Origin of the sequence: Bradyrhizobium sp. ARR65 (assembly GCF_000472385.1) — a bacterium.
Classification (GTDB): Bacteria; Pseudomonadota; Alphaproteobacteria; order Rhizobiales; family Xanthobacteraceae; genus Bradyrhizobium.
This window is the reverse complement of the sequence record NZ_AWZU01000018.1, coordinates 77,617-95,765: the sequence shown is the minus strand read 5'-3', so window position 1 is coordinate 95,765 and position 18,149 is coordinate 77,617. Positions and strand designations below refer to the sequence as shown.

At 63.1% G+C, this 18,149-nt stretch carries 15 protein-coding genes; 10 read left to right on the top strand and 5 right to left on the bottom strand.

Annotation, left to right across the window (positions count from 1 at the left end):
* Positions 1-24 precede the first annotated feature (24 nt).
* Positions 25-1,389, bottom strand: coding sequence for an MBOAT family O-acyltransferase (locus F758_RS0120450; RefSeq protein WP_024509623.1), 1,365 nt, complete (start codon positions 1,387-1,389; stop codon positions 25-27).
* Between the two features lie 131 nt (positions 1,390-1,520).
* Here F758_RS0120450 and F758_RS0120445 point away from each other — a divergent pair, with 131 nt between their 5' ends.
* The 3 genes from F758_RS0120445 to F758_RS0120435 all read left to right on the top strand — a co-directional run bounded on the left by F758_RS0120445 (position 1,521) and on the right by F758_RS0120435 (position 5,925).
* The gene (locus F758_RS0120445; RefSeq protein WP_024509622.1) at positions 1,521-2,438 is read left to right on the top strand and encodes a pirin family protein; all 918 of its coding nucleotides are present in this window, start codon (positions 1,521-1,523) and stop codon (positions 2,436-2,438) included.
* A 64-nt stretch (positions 2,439-2,502) separates the two neighbouring features.
* The gene (locus F758_RS0120440) at positions 2,503-3,417 is read left to right on the top strand and encodes a phosphoribosylaminoimidazolesuccinocarboxamide synthase (protein ID WP_024509621.1); all 915 of its coding nucleotides are present in this window, start codon (positions 2,503-2,505) and stop codon (positions 3,415-3,417) included.
* A 309-nt stretch (positions 3,418-3,726) separates the two neighbouring features.
* Positions 3,727-5,925 carry an SLC26A/SulP transporter family protein gene (locus F758_RS0120435; RefSeq protein WP_024509620.1) on the top strand — a complete coding sequence of 733 codons (2,199 nt, stop codon included), beginning with the start codon at positions 3,727-3,729 and terminating at the stop codon, positions 5,923-5,925.
* A gap of 185 nt (positions 5,926-6,110) precedes the next feature.
* Here F758_RS0120435 and F758_RS0120430 read toward each other — a convergent pair whose 3' ends face one another.
* Entirely contained in the window at positions 6,111-7,604 is a 1,494-nt protein-coding gene (locus tag F758_RS0120430; protein ID WP_024509619.1) for an NAD-dependent succinate-semialdehyde dehydrogenase, read from the bottom strand.
* Positions 7,605-7,726: 122 nt separating this feature from the next.
* Positions 7,727-8,047 (bottom strand): hypothetical protein, encoded by a 321-nt coding sequence (locus F758_RS0120425; protein WP_024509618.1) that lies wholly within the window; start codon positions 8,045-8,047, stop codon positions 7,727-7,729.
* A gap of 340 nt (positions 8,048-8,387) precedes the next feature.
* Between F758_RS0120425 and F758_RS0120420 the strand changes: the two genes are divergently transcribed.
* Positions 8,388-9,581 carry a serine hydrolase domain-containing protein gene (locus F758_RS0120420; protein WP_024509617.1) on the top strand — a complete coding sequence of 398 codons (1,194 nt, stop codon included), beginning with the start codon at positions 8,388-8,390 and terminating at the stop codon, positions 9,579-9,581.
* 143 nt (positions 9,582-9,724) lie between these two features.
* On the opposite strand, the gene F758_RS0120415 is transcribed toward F758_RS0120420, so the two are convergent.
* Positions 9,725-10,726 (bottom strand): adenosine kinase, encoded by a 1,002-nt coding sequence (locus tag F758_RS0120415; protein WP_024509616.1) that lies wholly within the window; start codon positions 10,724-10,726, stop codon positions 9,725-9,727.
* A gap of 141 nt (positions 10,727-10,867) precedes the next feature.
* Between F758_RS0120415 and murJ the strand changes: the two genes are divergently transcribed.
* From murJ to F758_RS0120395, 4 genes are all read left to right on the top strand, one after another.
* Positions 10,868-12,427 carry a murein biosynthesis integral membrane protein MurJ gene (murJ, locus tag F758_RS0120410; protein ID WP_024509615.1) on the top strand — a complete coding sequence of 520 codons (1,560 nt, stop codon included), beginning with the start codon at positions 10,868-10,870 and terminating at the stop codon, positions 12,425-12,427.
* Positions 12,428-12,472: 45 nt separating this feature from the next.
* Entirely contained in the window at positions 12,473-13,525 is a 1,053-nt protein-coding gene (trpS, locus tag F758_RS0120405) for a tryptophan--tRNA ligase (protein ID WP_024509614.1), read from the top strand.
* 119 nt (positions 13,526-13,644) lie between these two features.
* The gene (locus F758_RS0120400; protein ID WP_024509613.1) at positions 13,645-14,139 is read left to right on the top strand and encodes a universal stress protein; all 495 of its coding nucleotides are present in this window, start codon (positions 13,645-13,647) and stop codon (positions 14,137-14,139) included.
* Between the two features lie 105 nt (positions 14,140-14,244).
* The gene (locus F758_RS0120395; protein WP_024509612.1) at positions 14,245-14,814 is read left to right on the top strand and encodes a NifU family protein; all 570 of its coding nucleotides are present in this window, start codon (positions 14,245-14,247) and stop codon (positions 14,812-14,814) included.
* Positions 14,815-14,951: 137 nt separating this feature from the next.
* On the opposite strand, the gene F758_RS0120390 is transcribed toward F758_RS0120395, so the two are convergent.
* Entirely contained in the window at positions 14,952-16,634 is a 1,683-nt protein-coding gene (locus tag F758_RS0120390; protein WP_024509611.1) for a methyl-accepting chemotaxis protein, read from the bottom strand.
* 289 nt (positions 16,635-16,923) lie between these two features.
* Here F758_RS0120390 and tsaB point away from each other — a divergent pair, with 289 nt between their 5' ends.
* Entirely contained in the window at positions 16,924-17,625 is a 702-nt protein-coding gene (gene tsaB, locus F758_RS0120385) for a tRNA (adenosine(37)-N6)-threonylcarbamoyltransferase complex dimerization subunit type 1 TsaB (RefSeq protein WP_024509610.1), read from the top strand.
* On the top strand, positions 17,619-18,107 hold the full coding sequence (rimI, locus tag F758_RS0120380; protein ID WP_024509609.1) for a ribosomal protein S18-alanine N-acetyltransferase: 489 nt from the start codon (positions 17,619-17,621) through the stop codon (positions 18,105-18,107). Before tsaB ends, rimI begins: the two co-directional genes overlap by 7 nt.
* The last annotated feature ends 42 nt before the right edge of the window (positions 18,108-18,149 follow it).

Below are 18,149 nucleotides of genomic sequence, written 5' to 3'. Positions count from 1 at the left end.
GATCCCTGCTGCTTCTGCATCGCGTCAGAACTGGAAGTAGATGAACGCGGTTGTGGGTCCCGCCTCGAGATAGGCCAAGGCCCCCAACGCACCGTAGACATAGGGCTCCCATGTCGCCAATCGTCGCTCGAACAGCACACCCAGGCGAAGATGCTGCAGGATCACCGGCAGCGAATACAACAATGCGAGATCATAGAACAGTTTTGTCGGGTTCGGATTCGTGCTCGGCCTGAACATGCCCGAGATATAGCTGACTGCGTGATCGAAATTCGGCAGCTTGAAGAAGATCCAGAGCATGGTCACGCAGGAAAACACGACTGCGATGCGAAGCGCACGAAATCCCGCCGAATTGATCGTCTCGAACGTCTTGAGGAACGGCCGCTCGATCGCCAGCAAGAGCCCGTGCATGAGGCCCCAGATGAGATAGCTGAAACCCGCACCGTGCCAGAGGCCGCCGAGGCCCATGACGATGATCAGATTGAGATAGGTGCGGAGCTTGCCGCATCTGTTGCCGCCCAGGGGAATGTAGAGATAGGTGCGCAACCAGGTCGAGAGCGAGATATGCCAGCGTGTCCAGAATTCGGAGAACGAGGCCGAGATATAAGGCAGGTCGAAATTGATCGGCAGACGATAACCGAACAGAAGTCCAAGCCCGATCGCGATCGACGAATAGCCGAAGAAATCCGCGTAGATCTGATAGCCGTAGAGAATGACGAGCAGCCAGCGATCCTGCGTTTGCAGGGTCTCATAGAACGGAAAGTCCATATAGGACGTCATCTCGTTGAGATTGTTGGCCACGTAAAGCTTGAAGAAGAAGCCGATCAAAACCCACTTCGCGGCCTCAACGACCGGGATCTCCGAAAATCGCTTCGGCTCGATCTGCGGCAGGAAGAGGCCGGCGCGCGTGATCGGCCCGGACACGAGCTGCGGAAAAAAGATGATGTAGAGGAAGACGTCAGCCAGGCTTGGGGCGGGCGCCTTCTTCTCGCGCGTCAGATCGACCAAGAGGCTGATGTTGTGAAAGACGAAAAACGAGATGCCGACCGGCAGCGGCAGTTTGAGGAGAAAGTCGATCGCCGCGACGTCGACGAGAACGGGCGCCTTGGGATCAAAGAACAGAAATTTGTATTTGAAGAAGGCCAGCAGCGCGAGGTTGAAGATGATGCCGACGGGCAGCCAGCGGCGATCGCGCAGCGCCAGCACCAGGAAAAGATAAGTACCGCCGACGGCAACACCGGGCAGCGGCAGCAGTTCCGGCTGGCCATATCCATAAAAGAACAGGCTGGCCGCGACCAGAAGCTGGACCTGGAACGGCCTGACCGGCGGCAGGTAATAGACGCCAAACACGATCGCGGCAAATACGGCAAACTGCCACGACGTAAAGGTCATGCCTCGAGGCCTCGCACAGCGCAGGTCTTATGCCATGTTGCGGTCGGCGGGAGCAATCCCCTGCATTCCCTTGGACGGCGGCCGCGCGATCCTGCTATGCTCCCCGGCAATCAACAGAAGAGGCTCTTTTCATGAGCTGGATGCCCTCAAACGATCCCGTGCTCGGCGATCCCCTGTCCTGCGATGCGCTGGAACTCGTGATCGTTCCGCGCACCCGCGACCTCGGCGACGGATTCCAGGTCCGCCGCGCGCTGCCGCATGGCAAGCGCCAGATGGTCGGCCCCTTTATCTTCTTCGATCATTTCGGCCCCGTGCAATTCGTCTCAGGCGCCGGCATGGACGTCCGGCCGCATCCGCATATCGGCCTAGCCACCGTCACCTATCTGTTCGATGGCAAGATCATGCACCGCGACAGCGAGGGCAACGTCCAGGAGATCGAGCCTGGCGCGATGAACCTGATGACCGCCGGGCGCGGCATCGCGCATTCCGAGCGCACGCCCGCCCTCGAGCGCCGCAACGGCCAGCAGATGCTCGGGCTGCAGAGCTGGATCGCCCTGCCGGCGGGTAAGGAAGAGATCGCACCCAGCTTCCAGCACTATGCGGCCGGCGACCTGCCGATGATCGCCGAACGCGGCTTCACCGCGCGCATCATCGCGGGGAAATCCTTTGGCATTGCCTCACCGGTAGCGATGGTATCGCCCTGGTTCTACACCGAGGTCACGGCCGAGGCGGGAACCAGCGTGCCGCTCGACCCCGACCACGAGGAACGCGCGATCTACCTGGTCGACGGCGAGGTCGAGATCGCGCATGAGCGCTATGAAGGTCCGCGGCTGCTGATCTTCCGGCCCGGCGATGCCATCACGGTGAAGACGCTTCAACCGACGCGCATGATGTTTCTGGGCGGCGACGCGCTCGAAGGACCGCGGCACATCTGGTGGAATTTCGTTTCCTCCAGCAAGGAGCGGATCGAGCAGGCCAAGCAGGATTGGAAAACCGGCAAATTCGCCCCCATTCCGCAAGAACATGAGTTCATTCCGCTGCCGGAATAGGCTAGCTGCAACGCATCTGCCCGCGGACACTGCCGCCGGGCGCATCAATTCGAAAGCTCCGCCGATGACCACCGTGCTCGCAAGCGATTTACCCCTGCCGAAGATCGGGCGCGGCAAGGTGCGCGATATCTATGCCGTCGGTGATGACCGGCTGCTCTTGCTCACGACCGACCGCATCTCCGCCTTCGACGTGGTGATGGCCGAAACCATTCCGATGAAGGGCGCGGTGCTGACGCAAATCAGCGCCTTCTGGTTCAACGAGCTCGAAGGCGTCGTGCCGCATCATATGATCACCGCCGACACGGACGAGATCATCCGCGAGGTGCCGGCACTGCAGCAGCATCGCGCGGACATTCTGGGCCGCGCCATGCTGTGCCGGCGCACCACGGTGTTTCCGATAGAGTGCGTGATCCGCGGCTATCTCTCGGGCTCGGCCTGGAAGGAATATGCCGCGCAGGGCACGCTGGCCGGCGAGAAGCTCCCGACCGGCCTCGTCGAAAGCGCCAAGCTCGAGCCTGCGATTTTCAGCCCCGCCACCAAGGCCGAGACCGGGCATGACGAGAACATCACGATCCCGCGCATGCGCGAGATCGTCGGCGACGAGGTCACCTATACGCTGGAGAGCATGACACGCGCGATCTACAGGCTCGGCGAAGAACTCGCGCGCGAGCAGGGCATCATCATCGCCGACACCAAATTTGAATTCGGCCGGGATCAGGATGGCCGCATCATTCTGATCGACGAGGTGATGACGCCCGACTCCTCGCGCTTCTGGGCGGTCGACGACTATGTGCCCGGCCAGCCGCAGCCGAGCTTCGATAAGCAGCCCTTGCGCGATTATCTCGACGCCGAGCGCCGGGCCGGCCGCTGGAACGGCGAAGCGCCGCCACCGCCTTTGCCGGCGAGTGTAGTGGAGGCGACCAGCAGGCGATATCTCGATGCCTACCGGCGGATCACGGGGCGCGAACTGAAAATCTGAGTTCGTCATTCCGGGGCGGCTCGCAGAGCCGAACCCCTCGAGATTCCGGGTTCGCGCTTCGCGTGCCCCGGAATGACGGGAAAAAGAACACAGGGCGCCCACATGTCCGAATCCGATGCTCGCAGGCGCCAGCCGCTTCGCATCCGGCGTCGGCCGTCATGGCGGCTTCGGCGACGAGTGAGCCGCCGTCGCCGCATCGGCATCGGCATCGGCATCGGCATCGGGCGAGTTCCACAGTCAAAAATATGGTTGTGATCAGGTGCGGTCCTCGTCTACCACAGGCGCGGGTGTCTGGGGTGAATTCACGCGGTGTCAGCTCGAACGGTCAGTTTCCATCCGCCGCTCGCACGCGTGCTCAATGACGTCCTTGGCGGCACCGCTGCCAGCGTTCTGACCGTCACCTTCGGGCTGTCCTATTCGCTGCTGATCTTTGCCGGTCCGCTGGCGTCTTATCTGTCCTACGGCGTCGGCAGCACCTTCATTACCTCGGCGATCATTGCCGCGATCCTCGCGCTCGGCAGCTCGCTGCCCTTCGCCATCGGCGCGCCCGACAGTTCGACCGCAGCGATGACGGGCATCCTCGCCTCCTCACTGGCCGAACATATCATCGCGACCGATCCGGCCGCGCCGGTGCTTGGACCGGTTTACGTCACCCTCGCGATGGCGAGCATCTTGACGGGCGTCGTGCTCTGCGGCTTTGGGCTGACGCGGATGGGCCGTGCCATCCGTTATGTGCCCTATCCCGTGGTCGGCGGCTTTCTCGGCGCCACCGGGTGCCTGATCCTGCTCGGCGCGGTTCGCGTCATCACCGGCCAGCCGCTGCAATTGGCCACGCTGGAGAGCTTCGCCAATTTGATGCCCCTGTACGAGCTCGCGGCCGCCTGCGCCATGGCGCTCGTGCTTTACCTGACCTGGCACCGCTCGCGCACGCCATTCGGCCTGCCCGTCATCCTGATCGTCGGCACCATCGCTGCGCATCTCGCTTTCCGACTGTTCGGGATTTCGAGTACCGAGGCACAAGCCCTCGGCTGGACATTTCAGCCGCCATCGCAGATCGCGTTCATGTCGCCATGGGACGCGACAGCGATCGCCGAGTATCCCTGGTTCGCACTGCCGGATCTCGCCGGCAATTTGATTGCCCTCATTTTCGTCACGGCATCGAGCACGCTGTTCAACACGACAGGCATCGAGGTCGCCAGCCATCGCGAGGCCGATCTCGAACGCGAGCTGAACGTGACCGGCGTCGCCAACATTCTGTCGGGCGCCCTCGGCGGCTATACCGGCTGCATTTCGGTCAGCCGTTCCGTACTGAATTTCAGCGCCGGCGGCAGCGGTCGACTCTCCGGGCTGACAACAGCCGCAATCTCCGCCTCGATGCTGATCGTGGCGCCGGCGCTGCTCGGCTATATGCCGAGATTCGTGCTCGGCGGCCTTCTGCTCTATCTCGGCGCGGACACGTTGCACAAATGGATCGTGCAGTCGCGCCGCCGTCTCTTCCTGACCGAATACCTCTCGCTGCTCGCGATCATCGGCATCATCCTGCAATGGGGTTTCGTCGCGGGCATCCTGATCGGGGTGGTGATCGGCTGCGCCACCTTTGCGTTAAGCGCCTCGCGAATCAATTCAATCAAATTCGCCTTTAACGGATCCGAATATCGCAGTTCGCTCGACCGCTCGCGCGACGACCAGGCGGTACTGTCGGCGCATGGCAGCAAGATCCAGGGTCTCAATCTGCAGAGCTATCTGTTCTTCGGCTCGGCCAACCGGCTCTATCAGCACGTCAAGGCACTGCTCGCGCGCCACGGCGAATGCCGCTATCTCATCTTCGATTTCAAGCTCGTGACCGGCATCGATTCGTCCGCCGCCTTCAGCTTCGCGCAGATCAAACGTGCGGCACAGGATCGCGGCATCAGGCTGGTACTGGTCCATCTGCCTATAATGGCCGAGAAGGCGCTGCGCTCAAGCGAGTTCATCTCGCCCGACGTTCTGATTATGCCGGAGCTCGATCACGCGTTGGAGTGGTGCGAGAACGAGATCATTGCGCGACATCAGGAGCGGGTGCAGGAGGAAGCGAATTTGCGCGAATGGTTCACGCAAATCCTCGGCACCGAAGACGACGCCCTCGAGCTGATGCACCGCTGCGAGCGGATCGAGGTCCAGGCCGGCCAGACCGTGGTCAGTGCAGGGGAAGCCGCCGATTCCATGCACTTCATTCTCGACGGCCGCGTCGGCGTGATGATTGCCGCCGATAATGGCAGCACGACCCGGGTGCGCAGCCTCGGGCGCTACACCACGATCGGCGAGATGGGCCTGGTCTCACATGCGCCGCGCAGCGCAACCATTCAGGCCGAGGTCGCAAGCGTGCTCTATGCGCTGACGGCGCAGCAATTCGAGACGATCAAGCGCGAGCATCCGGCGCTCGGTCAGAAGCTGCTGACCTATTTCGTCTCCGTCATGGCCGAGCGGCTGACCTTCGCAAACCGCATGATCGCGGTGCTGCGGCGATAACGTCGTCCCGGACAAGCCAGCTCCTGCCAGCGCGCGGCATTGTCCGGTCGCGAGCGTGGATCCGAGACCCATAACCGCAGGCGGCCACTTTCCGGAAAGCCGGCCCACGGGTTAGCCAGACAACCAGGGCCTGTGGTTATGGACCCCGCTTTCGCGGGGGCGACACATCGTGTGACTTGTGGCCCCTACACCCCCGCCATCATCACATATTTGATCTCGAGATATTCCTCGATGCCATGATGCGAGCCCTCTCGGCCAAGGCCGCTTTCCTTCACGCCGCCGAAGGGTGCAACTTCGGTCGTGATCAGGCCCGTGTTCACGCCGACCATGCCAGACTCCAGCGCTTCGGCGACGCGCCAGACGCGGCCGAGATCACGCGCATAGAAGTAGGAGGCAAGCCCGAACGGCGATTTGTTGCACATCGCGATCACGTCGGCCTCGTCCTTGAAGCGGATGACCGGCGCGAGCGGCCCAAAGGTTTCCTCCTGCGAGACCAGCGCGTCGGCGCGCACGTCCGAGAGCACCGTCGGCTCGAAGAAAGTGCGCCCGAGTGCATGGCGCTTGCCGCCGGTGACGACCTTGGCGCCGCCCTTCACGGCATCAGCAATATGGCGCTCGACCTTCTCGATGGCTTCCATGTTGATGAGCGGCCCCTGGGTGACGCCGGCTTCGGTGCCGTCGCCGATCTTCATCGCCGCCGCCTTTTGGGAAAGCTTCCGCACGAACTCGTCGTAGATCTTATCCTGCGCGTAGAGACGATTGGCGCACACGCAGGTCTGGCCCATGTTGCGGTATTTCGAGACCATGGCGCCTTCAACGGCGGCATCGATATCCGCATCGTCAAACACGATGAACGGCGCGTTGCCGCCGAGTTCGAGGCCGAGCTTCTTCACGCCGACGGAAGCCTGCCTGTACAGAATCTTGCCGACCTCGGTCGAGCCGGTGAAGCCGACGAAGCGCACCGCCGGATGCTCGCACAGCACCTTGCCGATCGGCGGCGCGTCGCCGGTGATGATGTTGAAGACGCCCTTGGGCACGCCCGCTTTCTCGGCAAGTGCTGCCAGCGCGAGTGCGCTGAGCGGCGTCTCGTTGGCCGGCTTGAGCACCACCGTGCAGCCGGCCGCAAGCGCCGGCGAGACCTTGCGGGTGATCATCGAGTTCGGGAAATTCCATGGCGTGATCGCGCCGCAGACGCCGATCGGCTGCTTGATCGCGAGCAGGCGCGCATCAGGCTTCTGCGTCGGGATGGTTTCGCCATAGACGCGCCGCGCTTCTTCGGCGAAGAATTCGACATAGGCACCACCGATATCGACTTCGCCAAGCGCTTCCGTGAGCGGCTTGCCCTGCTCGGACGTGAGGATCAGCGCGAGATCCTCGCGGCTAGCGACGATCAGTTCGTACCATTTGCGCAAAATATTCGATCGCTGCTTGGCCGTGAGCTTGGCCCAGGCGGGGAAGGCACGTTCGGCGGCTTCCACCGCTTGCGTACAATCGGCGGCGCTCATCTGCGGCACCTTCGTAAGCTCGATCCCGGTTGCCGGATTGTTCACGGCGAAGACGGGGGTGCCGACCCACGCGCCATCGATATAGCAGCGATCGCGCAGCAGCGAAGGATCCTTCAGCCTCTCGCGAAGTGTTTGGGCGCCCTGCGAAGCGCGTGCGGCAGCGGTAGGGGTCATGGCGTTGCTCCTCGGATTTTCTGGAATTGACGCTGAATATAGGCGGAAACTCAGGCAGGCGCGACCTCCCGAGGACGCGCGGCTGCTTCAAGCTGCATTCAAGGCTGCACCCAAGCGGCCGGTCAGGCGGCGCCGCTCAAATAGGTTTCGCGCCGGCCGATCATACGTTCCGCGGCGGCCTTGGCGTCCGCCTTCGTCGAGGTGGCGCAGGTGCGGTATTCGAGGTCGGGCAGCTCGGCAGGGTCACGGCGGCCGAACCAGGACTTGCCGCCCACCGGCAACAGCGCCAGGGCCTGCGCAACGTTGTCGACCGCGCCGAAGGAATGCAGCGCGCCGGTTGCGGCGTAACGAACCTCGTAAATGCCCGGCGAGATTGGTGCTTCCAAATTCTCGCCACGCCCTGGCCGGGGATAGCGCTTCCATTCGCTCCAGGTCGAGATCATTATCGCCCCCTCGCGGCCGGCGGCGGCCGCCAATGTTTGAATTAAAAACTTGTCGCCCGTCGGCGTCGATTTAGCTGCGGTGCGAACGCGTTACTGCGAAAATAGTTTCAGCGACAGTACCAAAGGAGCATATCGCCGATGCAACGCAGCTCATCGCTGCGACGCCGGCTTTCCCCGGCAAATTGTTGCACAATTACCAATAGTCCCCTTTTTGCCACTCCAAGGACGCGACCCCAATCACGAGATTGCGACCCGTGCGGTGCAAAGAAAGCGTTACTTGCGGGACGAAGCGCCCGAGAGGAAGATCATCCCGCCGATAAGGTTAACGGGAGGATCCCCTATGCAGAGCGACGTTCAGATCGACGAGGTCCTGCGTCAAAAATGCGACGCAAAAGAAATTCCCGGCGTGGTCGCGATGGCCGCGAGCGGGGACGAGGTGATCTATCAGGGCGCATTTGGCAAACGTGACCTCGCCAAGGACGACCCGATGACGATCGACAGTGTGTTCTGGATCGCGTCGATGACGAAAGCGGTGACTACTGCCGGCGCGATGCAGCTCGTCGAGCAAGAAAAGCTCGCGCTTGACGAGCCGATCGGAAAGGTGCTGCCCGATCTCGCCTCGCCCATGGTGCTCGAAGGGTTTGACGCGCAAGGCGAACCGAGACTGCGTCCGGCCGAGCGGCCGATCACGCTGCGCCACCTCATGACCCACACCGCCGGCTTCTGCTACGACATGTGGAACGGCGACATGGGGAAATATCTGGAGAAGACCGGTGTTCCCGGCATCATCACCTGCAAGGACGATGCGCTGAAGACTCCCATCATGACCGATCCCGGCTCACGCTGGGAATACGGCACGAACATCGACTTCGTCGGCAAGGCGGTCGAAGCCGTATCGGGCATGCGGCTCGACGCCTATTTGCGTGACAATCTGTTCGCGCCGCTCGGCATGAGCGACACCGGATTCAAAATCACCGACGACATGCGCCGGCGGCTGGTCGGGATGCATGCCCGTGGGGCCGATGGCGTGCTCGCGCCGATGCCGTTCGAACTGGAGCAGGATCCGGAATTCCACATGGGCGGCGGCGGGCTCTACTCGACCGCGGGCGATTACATCAAATTCTGTCAGATGATCCTGAACGAGGGCAGCGGTAACGGCAATCAACTGCTCAAACCGGAGACGGTCGCGTTGATGGCGCAGAACAATATCGGCGACCTCGTGGTCACGAAGATGAGTACGGCAGCCCCGATTTACACCAATGATGTCGATCTCTACCCCGAGATGGTCAAGAAGTGGGGTTTGAGCTTCCTGATCAACACCGCGCAGACGCCGGAGGGACGCAGCCCCGGCAGCCTCGCCTGGGCCGGGCTCGCCAACACATATTTCTGGATCGATCCGGCGCGCGATATCGCCGGCGTGATTCTGATGCAGATGTTGCCGTTTGCCGATCAAAAATGCCTGGAGGCCTTCGCCGGGTTCGAACGCGGCATCTATGATGGTCTCGATGCCGCCGGCGGCAAGAAGGCGGCGTGAGAGTTGCCAACTTCTCCGTTCTCGTCATGGCCGGGCTCGTCCCGGCCATCCTCGAGCTGCCGATCAGGCGAACAAAGACGTGGACGCCCGGGTCAAGCCCGGGCATGACGGGCTGAGAGAGCGGTGAATGGAATGGTCCGCTCTTAGACCGGCAGCCCGTTCTGCTGCGCCAATTCCTTCAGCGACACCTGCGGCCGCGCGCCGATGTGCTGAATCACCTCGGCGGCCGCGAGCGCGCCGAGCCGGCCGGCATTCTCGTAACCCGCCCCGCGCACCAGGCCGAACAGGAAGCCGGCGGCGAAGAGATCGCCGGCGCCGGTGGTATCGACGATCGTCTTGACCGGGAACGCCGGTACCGCGACCACGCTTTCGTTTGAGGCCACCACGCAACCCCTCTCGCTGCGCGTGACGACGCCGAGTTTCGCATCGAGGCGCAACTGCTTGAGCGCGGTATCGAAGTCCGACGTCAAGTAGAGCGAGCGCAGCTCGGCTTCGTTGGCAAAGACGAGGTCGACCGTGCCCTTGCGCATCAGATCCAGGAACTCATCGCGATAACGATCGACGCAAAAGGAGTCCGATAGTGTCAGCGCCACTTGCCGGTCCGCTTCATGGGCAATCTGGGAGGCCTTTACGAAGGCCTCCTTGGCGTCTTTCGGATCCCACAAATAGCCTTCGAGATAGACGATGCGCGCCGCGGCGACCTGCGCGGGATCGATATCGGCCGGCGTCAAGTGCTGCGCCGCGCCGAGATAGGTATTCATGGTGCGCTCGCCGTCACCGGTCACCAGGATGTAGGAGCAGCCGGTCGCCGGGCCATCCGCTGCGGGCTTGGTCTCGAATGCAACACCGGCGGCGCGGATGTCATGGGTATAGAGCGCTCCGATCTGGTCGTCTTTGACCTTGCCGACGTAGGCCGCGCGTGCCCCCAGGCTTGCGAGGCCGACGATGGTGTTGGCGGCCGATCCGCCGGACATTTCGGTCGCGGGTCCCATGTCGCGGTAGATCGCGGTCGCGCGCGCCTCGTCGATCAGGGCCATGCTGCCTTTGGTCATTCCGTGGCGGCTCAAAAAGGCCTCGTCGGTCCGCACCAGCACATCAAAAATCGCATTGCCGATGGCGAGAACATCATATTTCGCGTCAGTCATTCGGTCGGGGTCCTGTTACGGCAATTGCGGTTAAGCCCAGAATCCGGTTTCCAGGCGGCGAGAATGCAGGTTAATCCTGTCGCGCGGCCTATCATGCCCGCCCCCGCAGGAGCAAGCCACGGTTCCGTTCTCGAGAAACGCATGATCCGCTCTTTCCTCACGGTCTCGACGGGAACGCTGGCCTCGCGCCTGCTCGGCTTTGTGCGCGACTCCATGATTGCCGCATTGCTGGGCACCGGCGCGATCGCCGATGCCTTTCTGCTCGCGTTTCAATTGATCAACGTGGTCAGGCGGCTGCTGACCGAGGGCGCGTTGAATGCCGCGCTGGTTCCGGCCTGGCTGCGGCTGCGCGAGAGCAAGGGGGAGGCGGCCGCGGCGGCATTCGCCGGCAAGGTGCTCGCGACCGTCAGCACCGTCCTGATCGTCGCGACGGCGCTGATGGGCTTTCTCATGCCGTTCGTCCTTAGCGCACTGGCTCCCGGTTTCGCCGGCCGGGAGACGCTGCGGCTCGCCGTCGATGACGCACGGCTGATGCTGCCTTACGTTGCGTTCGCAGGCCCCTCGACCGTGATGCTAGCGTTGTTTTCCGCGCAATCGCGCTTCGCGCTGACGGCCTTCTCGCCGCTCCTGTTCAACATCGCGCTGATCGCGGTGATGATCGCTCTCATCTTCGCCAAAGAGGACGCCGGTTTCGTGGCGCTGACGCTCGCCACGACGGTGGGCGTCGCCGGCCTTCTGCAATTGCTGATACTGGTTTCGCGACGGACGGACAGCCGCATCGCGAGGCCGCTGCGGGTCTCGCTTGACGCGCAGACGCGCGGCTTCTTCGCGCGTGCCGTTCCCGGCATGATTGCCAACTCCGCGCCGCAGCTCCTGATGGTCGGCGGCGCCATCATCGCCTCATCCTCACCCTCGGCAGTATCCTGGCTCTATTTCGCCAACCGCCTCATCGAGCTGCCGCTCGGCATTGTCGGTGTCGCGATGGGCACCGTGCTGATCAGCGAGCTGACCCGCAGCGTCCGCAGCGGCGATGAAAGCGCGATTGCGCAGGCGCAGTCGCATGCGCTGGAACTGGCTGCGGGACTGGCGCTGCCGGCGACGCTCGGACTGATCGTCCTGAGCGAGCCGATCGTACGGCTCTTGTTCGAGCACGGCGCGTTCACGGCGCAGGACACGAATGCGACCGCGCAAGTGCTGGTCTGGCTTGCGCTGGCCTTGCCGGCGCACGTGCTCACGAAGGCGCTGGCGCCTGCGTTCTTCGCGCGCGAGGATACGGCTACGCCGCTCAGGGCAAGCCTCATCGGCTTGGTCGTCGCGATCATTGCGGCCTTCATCTTCGACCGCCTGCTCGGCGCAGGCGGCATTGCCGCCGGGGTCGCCCTTGGCGCCTGGAGCAATGCAGGTGCATTGGCCCGAAGCGGCGTGGCGGCATTCGGCTTTTCGCTGGCGGCGGCGACGCGGCAACGTCTGGGGCGAATCGCGGCAGCGGCCTTCATCATGGCCGGACTATTGTGGCTTGCGGCGCGTCTGTCGGTGCTGGGCGCACCCGCGCATGGCCTGGCCCACGCAATGTCGATCATTCTGGCGATTGCCGCGGGCCTTGCAATTTACCTCCTCTTGCTCGGACTTTTCGGCGTCGCCGGCTGGCGCGCGGCGGTCAACGCTATCAAGAGCGGCAAGCCGCGCGACTTGCGTAGCTGACGCTTCTCGTGGCAAACGACGGCCCGAAACAGCAGGAAGCTAGCCATGGCCTTCGTGGAACGGGTTTTTTCGGGCGTCCAGCCGACGGGCAATCTGCACCTCGGCAATTACCTCGGCGCCATCGTCAACTTCGTGAAGATGCAGGAGACCCACAACTGCATCTATTGCGTCGTCGACATGCATGCCATCACGGTCGACGTCGACGTCTGGGGCGGCCCGACCCAACTTGCCCATAACACGCGCGAGGTGACGGCTGCCTTCATCGCGGCCGGCATCGACCCGAAGAAGCACATCGTGTTCAATCAGAGCCAGGTCTCGGGCCATGCCGAGCTCACCTGGATCTTCAACTGCGTGGCCCGCGTCGGCTGGCTCAGCCGCATGACGCAGTTCAAGGAGAAGGCGGGGAAGGATCGCGAGAATGCCTCCGTGGGTCTCTACGACTATCCGGTGCTGATGGCGGCCGACATCCTGCTCTACCGCGCCACCCATGTGCCGGTCGGCGAGGACCAGAAGCAGCATCTCGAGTTGTCGCGCGACATCGCGCAGAAGTTCAACAATGATTTCGGCGACTCGATCCGCGGCCATGGTTTCGCCGACGGCCAGTTCTTTCCGCTGCCCGAGCCGATGATCACGGGACCCGCGACGCGCGTGATGAGCCTGCGCGACGGCACCAAGAAAATGTCGAAGTCGGACGCGTCGGATTATTCGCGCATCAACCTGACCGACGACGCCGACACCATCGCGCAAAAGATCCGCAAGGCGAAGACCGACCCCGAGCCGCTACCGACGGAAGAGAAAGGGCTGGAGCCGCGGCCCGAGGCCGACAATCTCGTCGGCATCTATGCCGCGCTGTCGGGCCGCACCAAGCAGGACGTGCTGCGCGATTTCGGCGGCGGACAGTTTTCGAGCTTCAAGAACGCGCTGGTCGAACTTTGCGTGACCAAACTGTCGCCGATCGCCTCCGAAATGAAACGGCTGGTCGCCGATCGCGAGCATGTCGACAACATCCTGATCGATGGCGCCGAGCGCGCACGCGCGATTGCCGAGGAGACGATGAAGGCGACAAAGGACATCGTCGGCTTCGTCCGTAAGCGCTAGAGTGTTGCGCCGCGTAACGCGGCGCAAGTGGCAAGCCTTGCTGACGCCTCTTCCCTCTCCCCAGGCGGGAGGGGATGTGGCAGCATGCTGCTCGGTTAAGATGCATTGCCGGGACATGCATGACCACCCAGCGACGAAGCTACCAGGCGGGTCACAAGCCGAAATGCCTGGTCATTGTCGACGATAGCGCTGAATGGGACCGCGCGGTCTATTACGCCAGCCGCTGGGCCAGGCGGGTCGGCGGCGGCGTTGTGATGCTGCGCCTCATTGAGACCGAGGACCAGAACCAGCAATGGCTTGGGGTCGCCGATATCATGCGCGCGGAGGCGCATGAGAACGCGAATGCCGCCCTCGACCGTGCCGCCGGACGCGCCAACGGCATCGCCGCGATCACGGCGGAACGCGTGATCCGCGAAGGCGATCCGGCCGAGCAGATTCTCGACGTCATCGAACAGGATGTCGACATCGCGATGTTGGTGCTGGCCGCCAATCCCGGCGCCGAAGGGCCCGGTCCGCTCACCGCCATGCTGACGAGGACGGTCGCCTCGTTTCCGATTCCCCTGGTGATCGTACCCGGCGACCTGAGCGACGGCGATCTTGATGCCCTGTCCTAAAAGGGGGGAACCCGCCGTTTCAGGCCCTTGATCGTGCATTTACCGTCGCCATCTGCTAGACAGTCCCCACGCGCCGGCCTTGAACCGGCGACGCCGGAGAAAATCATGTTCATTCAGACCGAAGCGACCCCCAATCCCGCCACCCTCAAATTCATTCCCGGCCGCATAGTGCTCGATGCCGGCACCATGGAATTTTTGAGCCGCGAGGCCGCCGCGCGCTCGCCGCTCGCCGCTCGCTTGTTCGACGTGCCCAGCGTCACCAGCGTATTTTTCGGCTCGGACTTCATCACCGTGACCAAGGAGGGCAGCGATTGGCAGCATTTGAAGCCTGCCATCCTCGGCGCCATCATGGAACATTACATGTCGGGCGAGCCGCTGCTCGCTGACGGTAGCGCAGGCAGCGATGCGACGCTTGATGACGATGGCGAGTTCTTTAATGAGGAGGACGCCGAGACCGTCGAGATGATCAAGGATCTGATCGAAACCCGGGTGCGGCCGGCGGTCGCCAATGATGGCGGCGACATCACCTTCCGCGGCTTCAAGGACGGTATCGTCTATCTCAACATGAAGGGCGCCTGTTCGGGCTGCCCGTCGTCAACCGCAACCCTCCAGCACGGCATCCAGAACCTGCTGAGGCACTTCGTTCCCGACGTGGTCGAAGTCCGGCCGATGTGACCGCGGGCGTCGCACCGCGACGCACACGGTCCCCCAGGGCGGTGCGAAGCATCGAACCGGGATCTCGAGTTTCTCAGATGTGCGATTGCACATCTGAGTTCGGTCCTTCGCACCGCTCCGGAATGACGATTTAGATCCTACGCCAGCCTGCGCCCGATCGCGGCGGCTTCCGCGGCGGCGCGCTGCATATTGGTCGACATTTCGCTGGTGACGGCGCTTTGCTCCTCGACCGCGGCCGCCGTCGAATTCACATATTCCGCGACGTCCTGGATCGCCTTCTTGATCGAAACCAGGGCGCCGACGACGTCGCCGGAAATCCCGTTCAAATTGCCGATCTCCTGATCGATCTTGTCGGTGGCCTGCTTGGCCTGGTTGGCGAGGTTCTTGACCTCGGCGGCAACCACGGCAAAGCCGCGGCCGGCCTCGCCGGCGCGCGCCGATTCGATGGTGGCGTTGAGCGCAAGCAGGTTGATCTGCCCCGTAATGTCGCCGATCAACTGCACGATGCTGCGCATCGACTCCGCCGCGGCCGAGAGCCGCTGCGCCTGCTGGTCGGCCACCTCGACCCGGTCGACTGCGGTTGCGGCCGTATCCTTGGACTTGGTCATGGCCTCGGAGATTTCGCGCACCGAGGTGTTCAGTTCCTCCGCGCCCGCCGCGACCTGGTCCATCATGCCGCTGACCTTTTCGCCCTGCAGGCGCGCGATCACCTGGGCCGTGGTCTCGGCGGCATATTTGACGACCTTGAACGGCTTGCCGTTCAGGTCAAGGATCGGGTTGTATGTCGCCTGAATCCAGATGTCCCTGCCGCCCCTGCCGATCCGCTTGAACTCGCCGGATTGGAATTCACCGCGGTTCAGCTTGGCCCAGAACTCGCGATAGCCGGCGCTGTCCCGATCGGCCGGGTCGACGAACATGCTGTGATGGCGCCCCTTGATGTCCGACAGCGAATAGCCAAGCGCCTTGCAGAAATTCTCGTTGGCCGTGATGATCGTACCGTCCATGTTGAACTCGATCACCGCCTGCGACTTGTCGATCGCTGCGATCTGGCCGGCGAGATCGGCATTGCGCAGCTTGGTCGCGGTCACGTCGGTTGCGAATTTGACGACTTTGAAGGGCTTGCCGTTCTGGTCGAGCAGCGGATTGTACGAGGCCAGAATCCAGACTTCCTTGCCGCCTTTGCCGATGCGCTTGTATTCGGCCGCATCATATTCGCCGCGATTGAGCTTCGCCCAGAAGTCGCGATAGGCCACGCTGTCGCGATAGGAGGGCGCCACGAACATGCTGTGATGCTTGCCCTTGATCTCGGCGAGCGTGTAGCCCATCACGCGCAGGAAGTTCTCGTTGGCGGTGATGACTTTGCCGTCCATGTTGAACTCGATGACGGCCTGAACCTTGCCGGCCGCCGCGACTTCCGCGGCCAGTTCGAGGTTTTGCAGCCTTACCGACGCGTCGCTCCATTCGACCGCAACACCAACGGGCTTTCCCTGCCCGTCGCGCAGGGGCGTCGCCACGAGATCGAAGCTGCGGCCGCCTATCTCGATGATGGCGCGGTGCTGCTCTTTCAGAGAGCCGAGCAATTCGCGCTGGCGCTCGGAACGCTTGTGGAAAATATCGATGTTGCTACCGACCAGCTTCGTCGCCGAAAAGCCTGGAAGGTCCTTGCGGATGTCGGCCTCCGCTCGTGCGAACAACTGCGTCAAGGCGCGGTTCACATGGACGATGTTCAGGTTGGCATCCGCGATCATGACATTGGCGGTGATGGACTCCAGCGCCAGCGATTTCGCCAGCTCCGCTCCACGTGCGCGGCCGTTGAACATCTTGAAATCTCCTCGAGGATCAAACCGATTGTGATGTCCACGGCGACGAGCGCGATCGACGCGAGGGACGGAAAGCCTGCTTGCGAACCATCCCAGTTTTTTCATTTTCGGCTAATTTTCGATTAATTACCGTAGTTTCCAGGGGATATACCAATTTCAGGTTGCGATCCCGAGACAAGACACTGGTTGGGGGAGCCTGCCCAGAACGATATTCACAGCCAGCCGGAAGGACTTGGGCGGCGAACGAAGCCTTGACCTGTTTCGCCGCAAAGCATGGTAAGAGCGGAACATGTTGATCCTTGCCATCGATACCGCGCTCGACGCCTGCGCGGCCGCGATCCTCGACTCCGGCACCGGTACCCTGATCGCGCAGGCCACGCAGCCGATGAAACGCGGGCACGCGGAAGCGCTGATGCCGCTGGTGGCCGGCGTGATGAGGGATGCGGGATTGCCGTTTGCCGCTCTAGACCGCATCGCGGTGACCACGGGTCCCGGCAGCTTCACCGGTTTGCGCGTCGGGCTGTCGGCGGCACGCGGGATTGCGCTTGCGGCGGAAAAGCCGGTGGTCGGATTGACCACCCTGTCGGCTTACGCGGCGCCCGTCGTCAGCGAGAATGACGAGCACCCGATCATCTCCGGGATCGATGCGCGCCACGACCAGGTATATTTCCAGGTGGTTGGCGGCAACGGCAGCTCGCTGGTCGAGCCCAAGGTCGCGCCGATCGCTGAAGCGCTGCAAGCCTGTCGGTTCGGCGCACCTTATCTCGTCGGCAATGCCGCGCGGATATTGGCCGAGCGCTGGCCGAGCGACGCGCCGCCGCCGGTCAAGGTCGACGCGCAGGCCGCGCCCGACATTGCCTGGGTGGCCTGGCTCGGCGCCGCCGTCGATCCCGCGGCAGCGCCGGCCCGCCCGTTTTATCTGCGTCCTCCAGATGCGAAGCCGGCCTCCCATCAGACGGCCCGGGCGGCGCAGACGGCGACCTCATCATGAATTGGCTCTCCGATTTCTTGGGCGGCGAGGGCAGCGCGTTGGTCGAACCGGCGACGCTTGCGGACGCGCCGCGACTTGCCGAGCTGCACGGCGCCTCGTTTCACTGCGGCTGGGGTGAAGGCGAATTCGAGAGCATGCTGGGCGAGGCCAACACGCTCGTGCATCGCCTGAAGCTGGGGCGAAAGATCATTGGCTTTGCGGTATCCCGCTTCGGCGCCGATGAGGCCGAGATCCTGTCGATCGCGATCGATCCGCGCCATCGTGGCCAGGGACTGTCCCGCAACCTGCTTCTGACCCATCTCGGCCACCTCGCAGCCCGCGGCGTACGCACTATATTTCTGGAGGTTGAGGAAAGTAACGGTCCGGCGCTACGGCTCTACGAGCGGGCCGGATTTGCCGTCGTCGGCCGCCGCGAAAGATATTATCGAGATGCCTCCGGGGAACAATCGAACGCGCTTCTGATGCGCCGCGACTTGTCGTAACATGGACATGGTGGCACAAGGCGCCAGCTCTCAGGGCAACAA

Coding starts and splice junctions, on each gene's coding strand:
- trpS (WP_024509614.1), top strand. CDS start 12,473: ATGGCCTTCGTGGAACGGGTTTTTTCGGGCGTCCAGCCGACGGGCAAT.
- F758_RS0120440 (WP_024509621.1), top strand. CDS start 2,503: ATGACCACCGTGCTCGCAAGCGATTTACCCCTGCCGAAGATCGGGCGC.
- tsaB (WP_024509610.1), top strand. CDS start 16,924: ATGTTGATCCTTGCCATCGATACCGCGCTCGACGCCTGCGCGGCCGCG.
- murJ (WP_024509615.1), top strand. CDS start 10,868: ATGATCCGCTCTTTCCTCACGGTCTCGACGGGAACGCTGGCCTCGCGC.
- F758_RS0120415 (WP_024509616.1), bottom strand. CDS start 10,726: ATGACTGACGCGAAATATGATGTTCTCGCCATCGGCAATGCGATTTTT.
- F758_RS0120390 (WP_024509611.1), bottom strand. CDS start 16,634: ATGTTCAACGGCCGCGCACGTGGAGCGGAGCTGGCGAAATCGCTGGCG.
- F758_RS0120425 (WP_024509618.1), bottom strand. CDS start 8,047: ATGATCTCGACCTGGAGCGAATGGAAGCGCTATCCCCGGCCAGGGCGT.
- F758_RS0120395 (WP_024509612.1), top strand. CDS start 14,245: ATGTTCATTCAGACCGAAGCGACCCCCAATCCCGCCACCCTCAAATTC.
- F758_RS0120400 (WP_024509613.1), top strand. CDS start 13,645: ATGACCACCCAGCGACGAAGCTACCAGGCGGGTCACAAGCCGAAATGC.
- F758_RS0120430 (WP_024509619.1), bottom strand. CDS start 7,604: ATGACCCCTACCGCTGCCGCACGCGCTTCGCAGGGCGCCCAAACACTT.
- F758_RS0120445 (WP_024509622.1), top strand. CDS start 1,521: ATGAGCTGGATGCCCTCAAACGATCCCGTGCTCGGCGATCCCCTGTCC.
- F758_RS0120450 (WP_024509623.1), bottom strand. CDS start 1,389: ATGACCTTTACGTCGTGGCAGTTTGCCGTATTTGCCGCGATCGTGTTT.
- F758_RS0120420 (WP_024509617.1), top strand. CDS start 8,388: ATGCAGAGCGACGTTCAGATCGACGAGGTCCTGCGTCAAAAATGCGAC.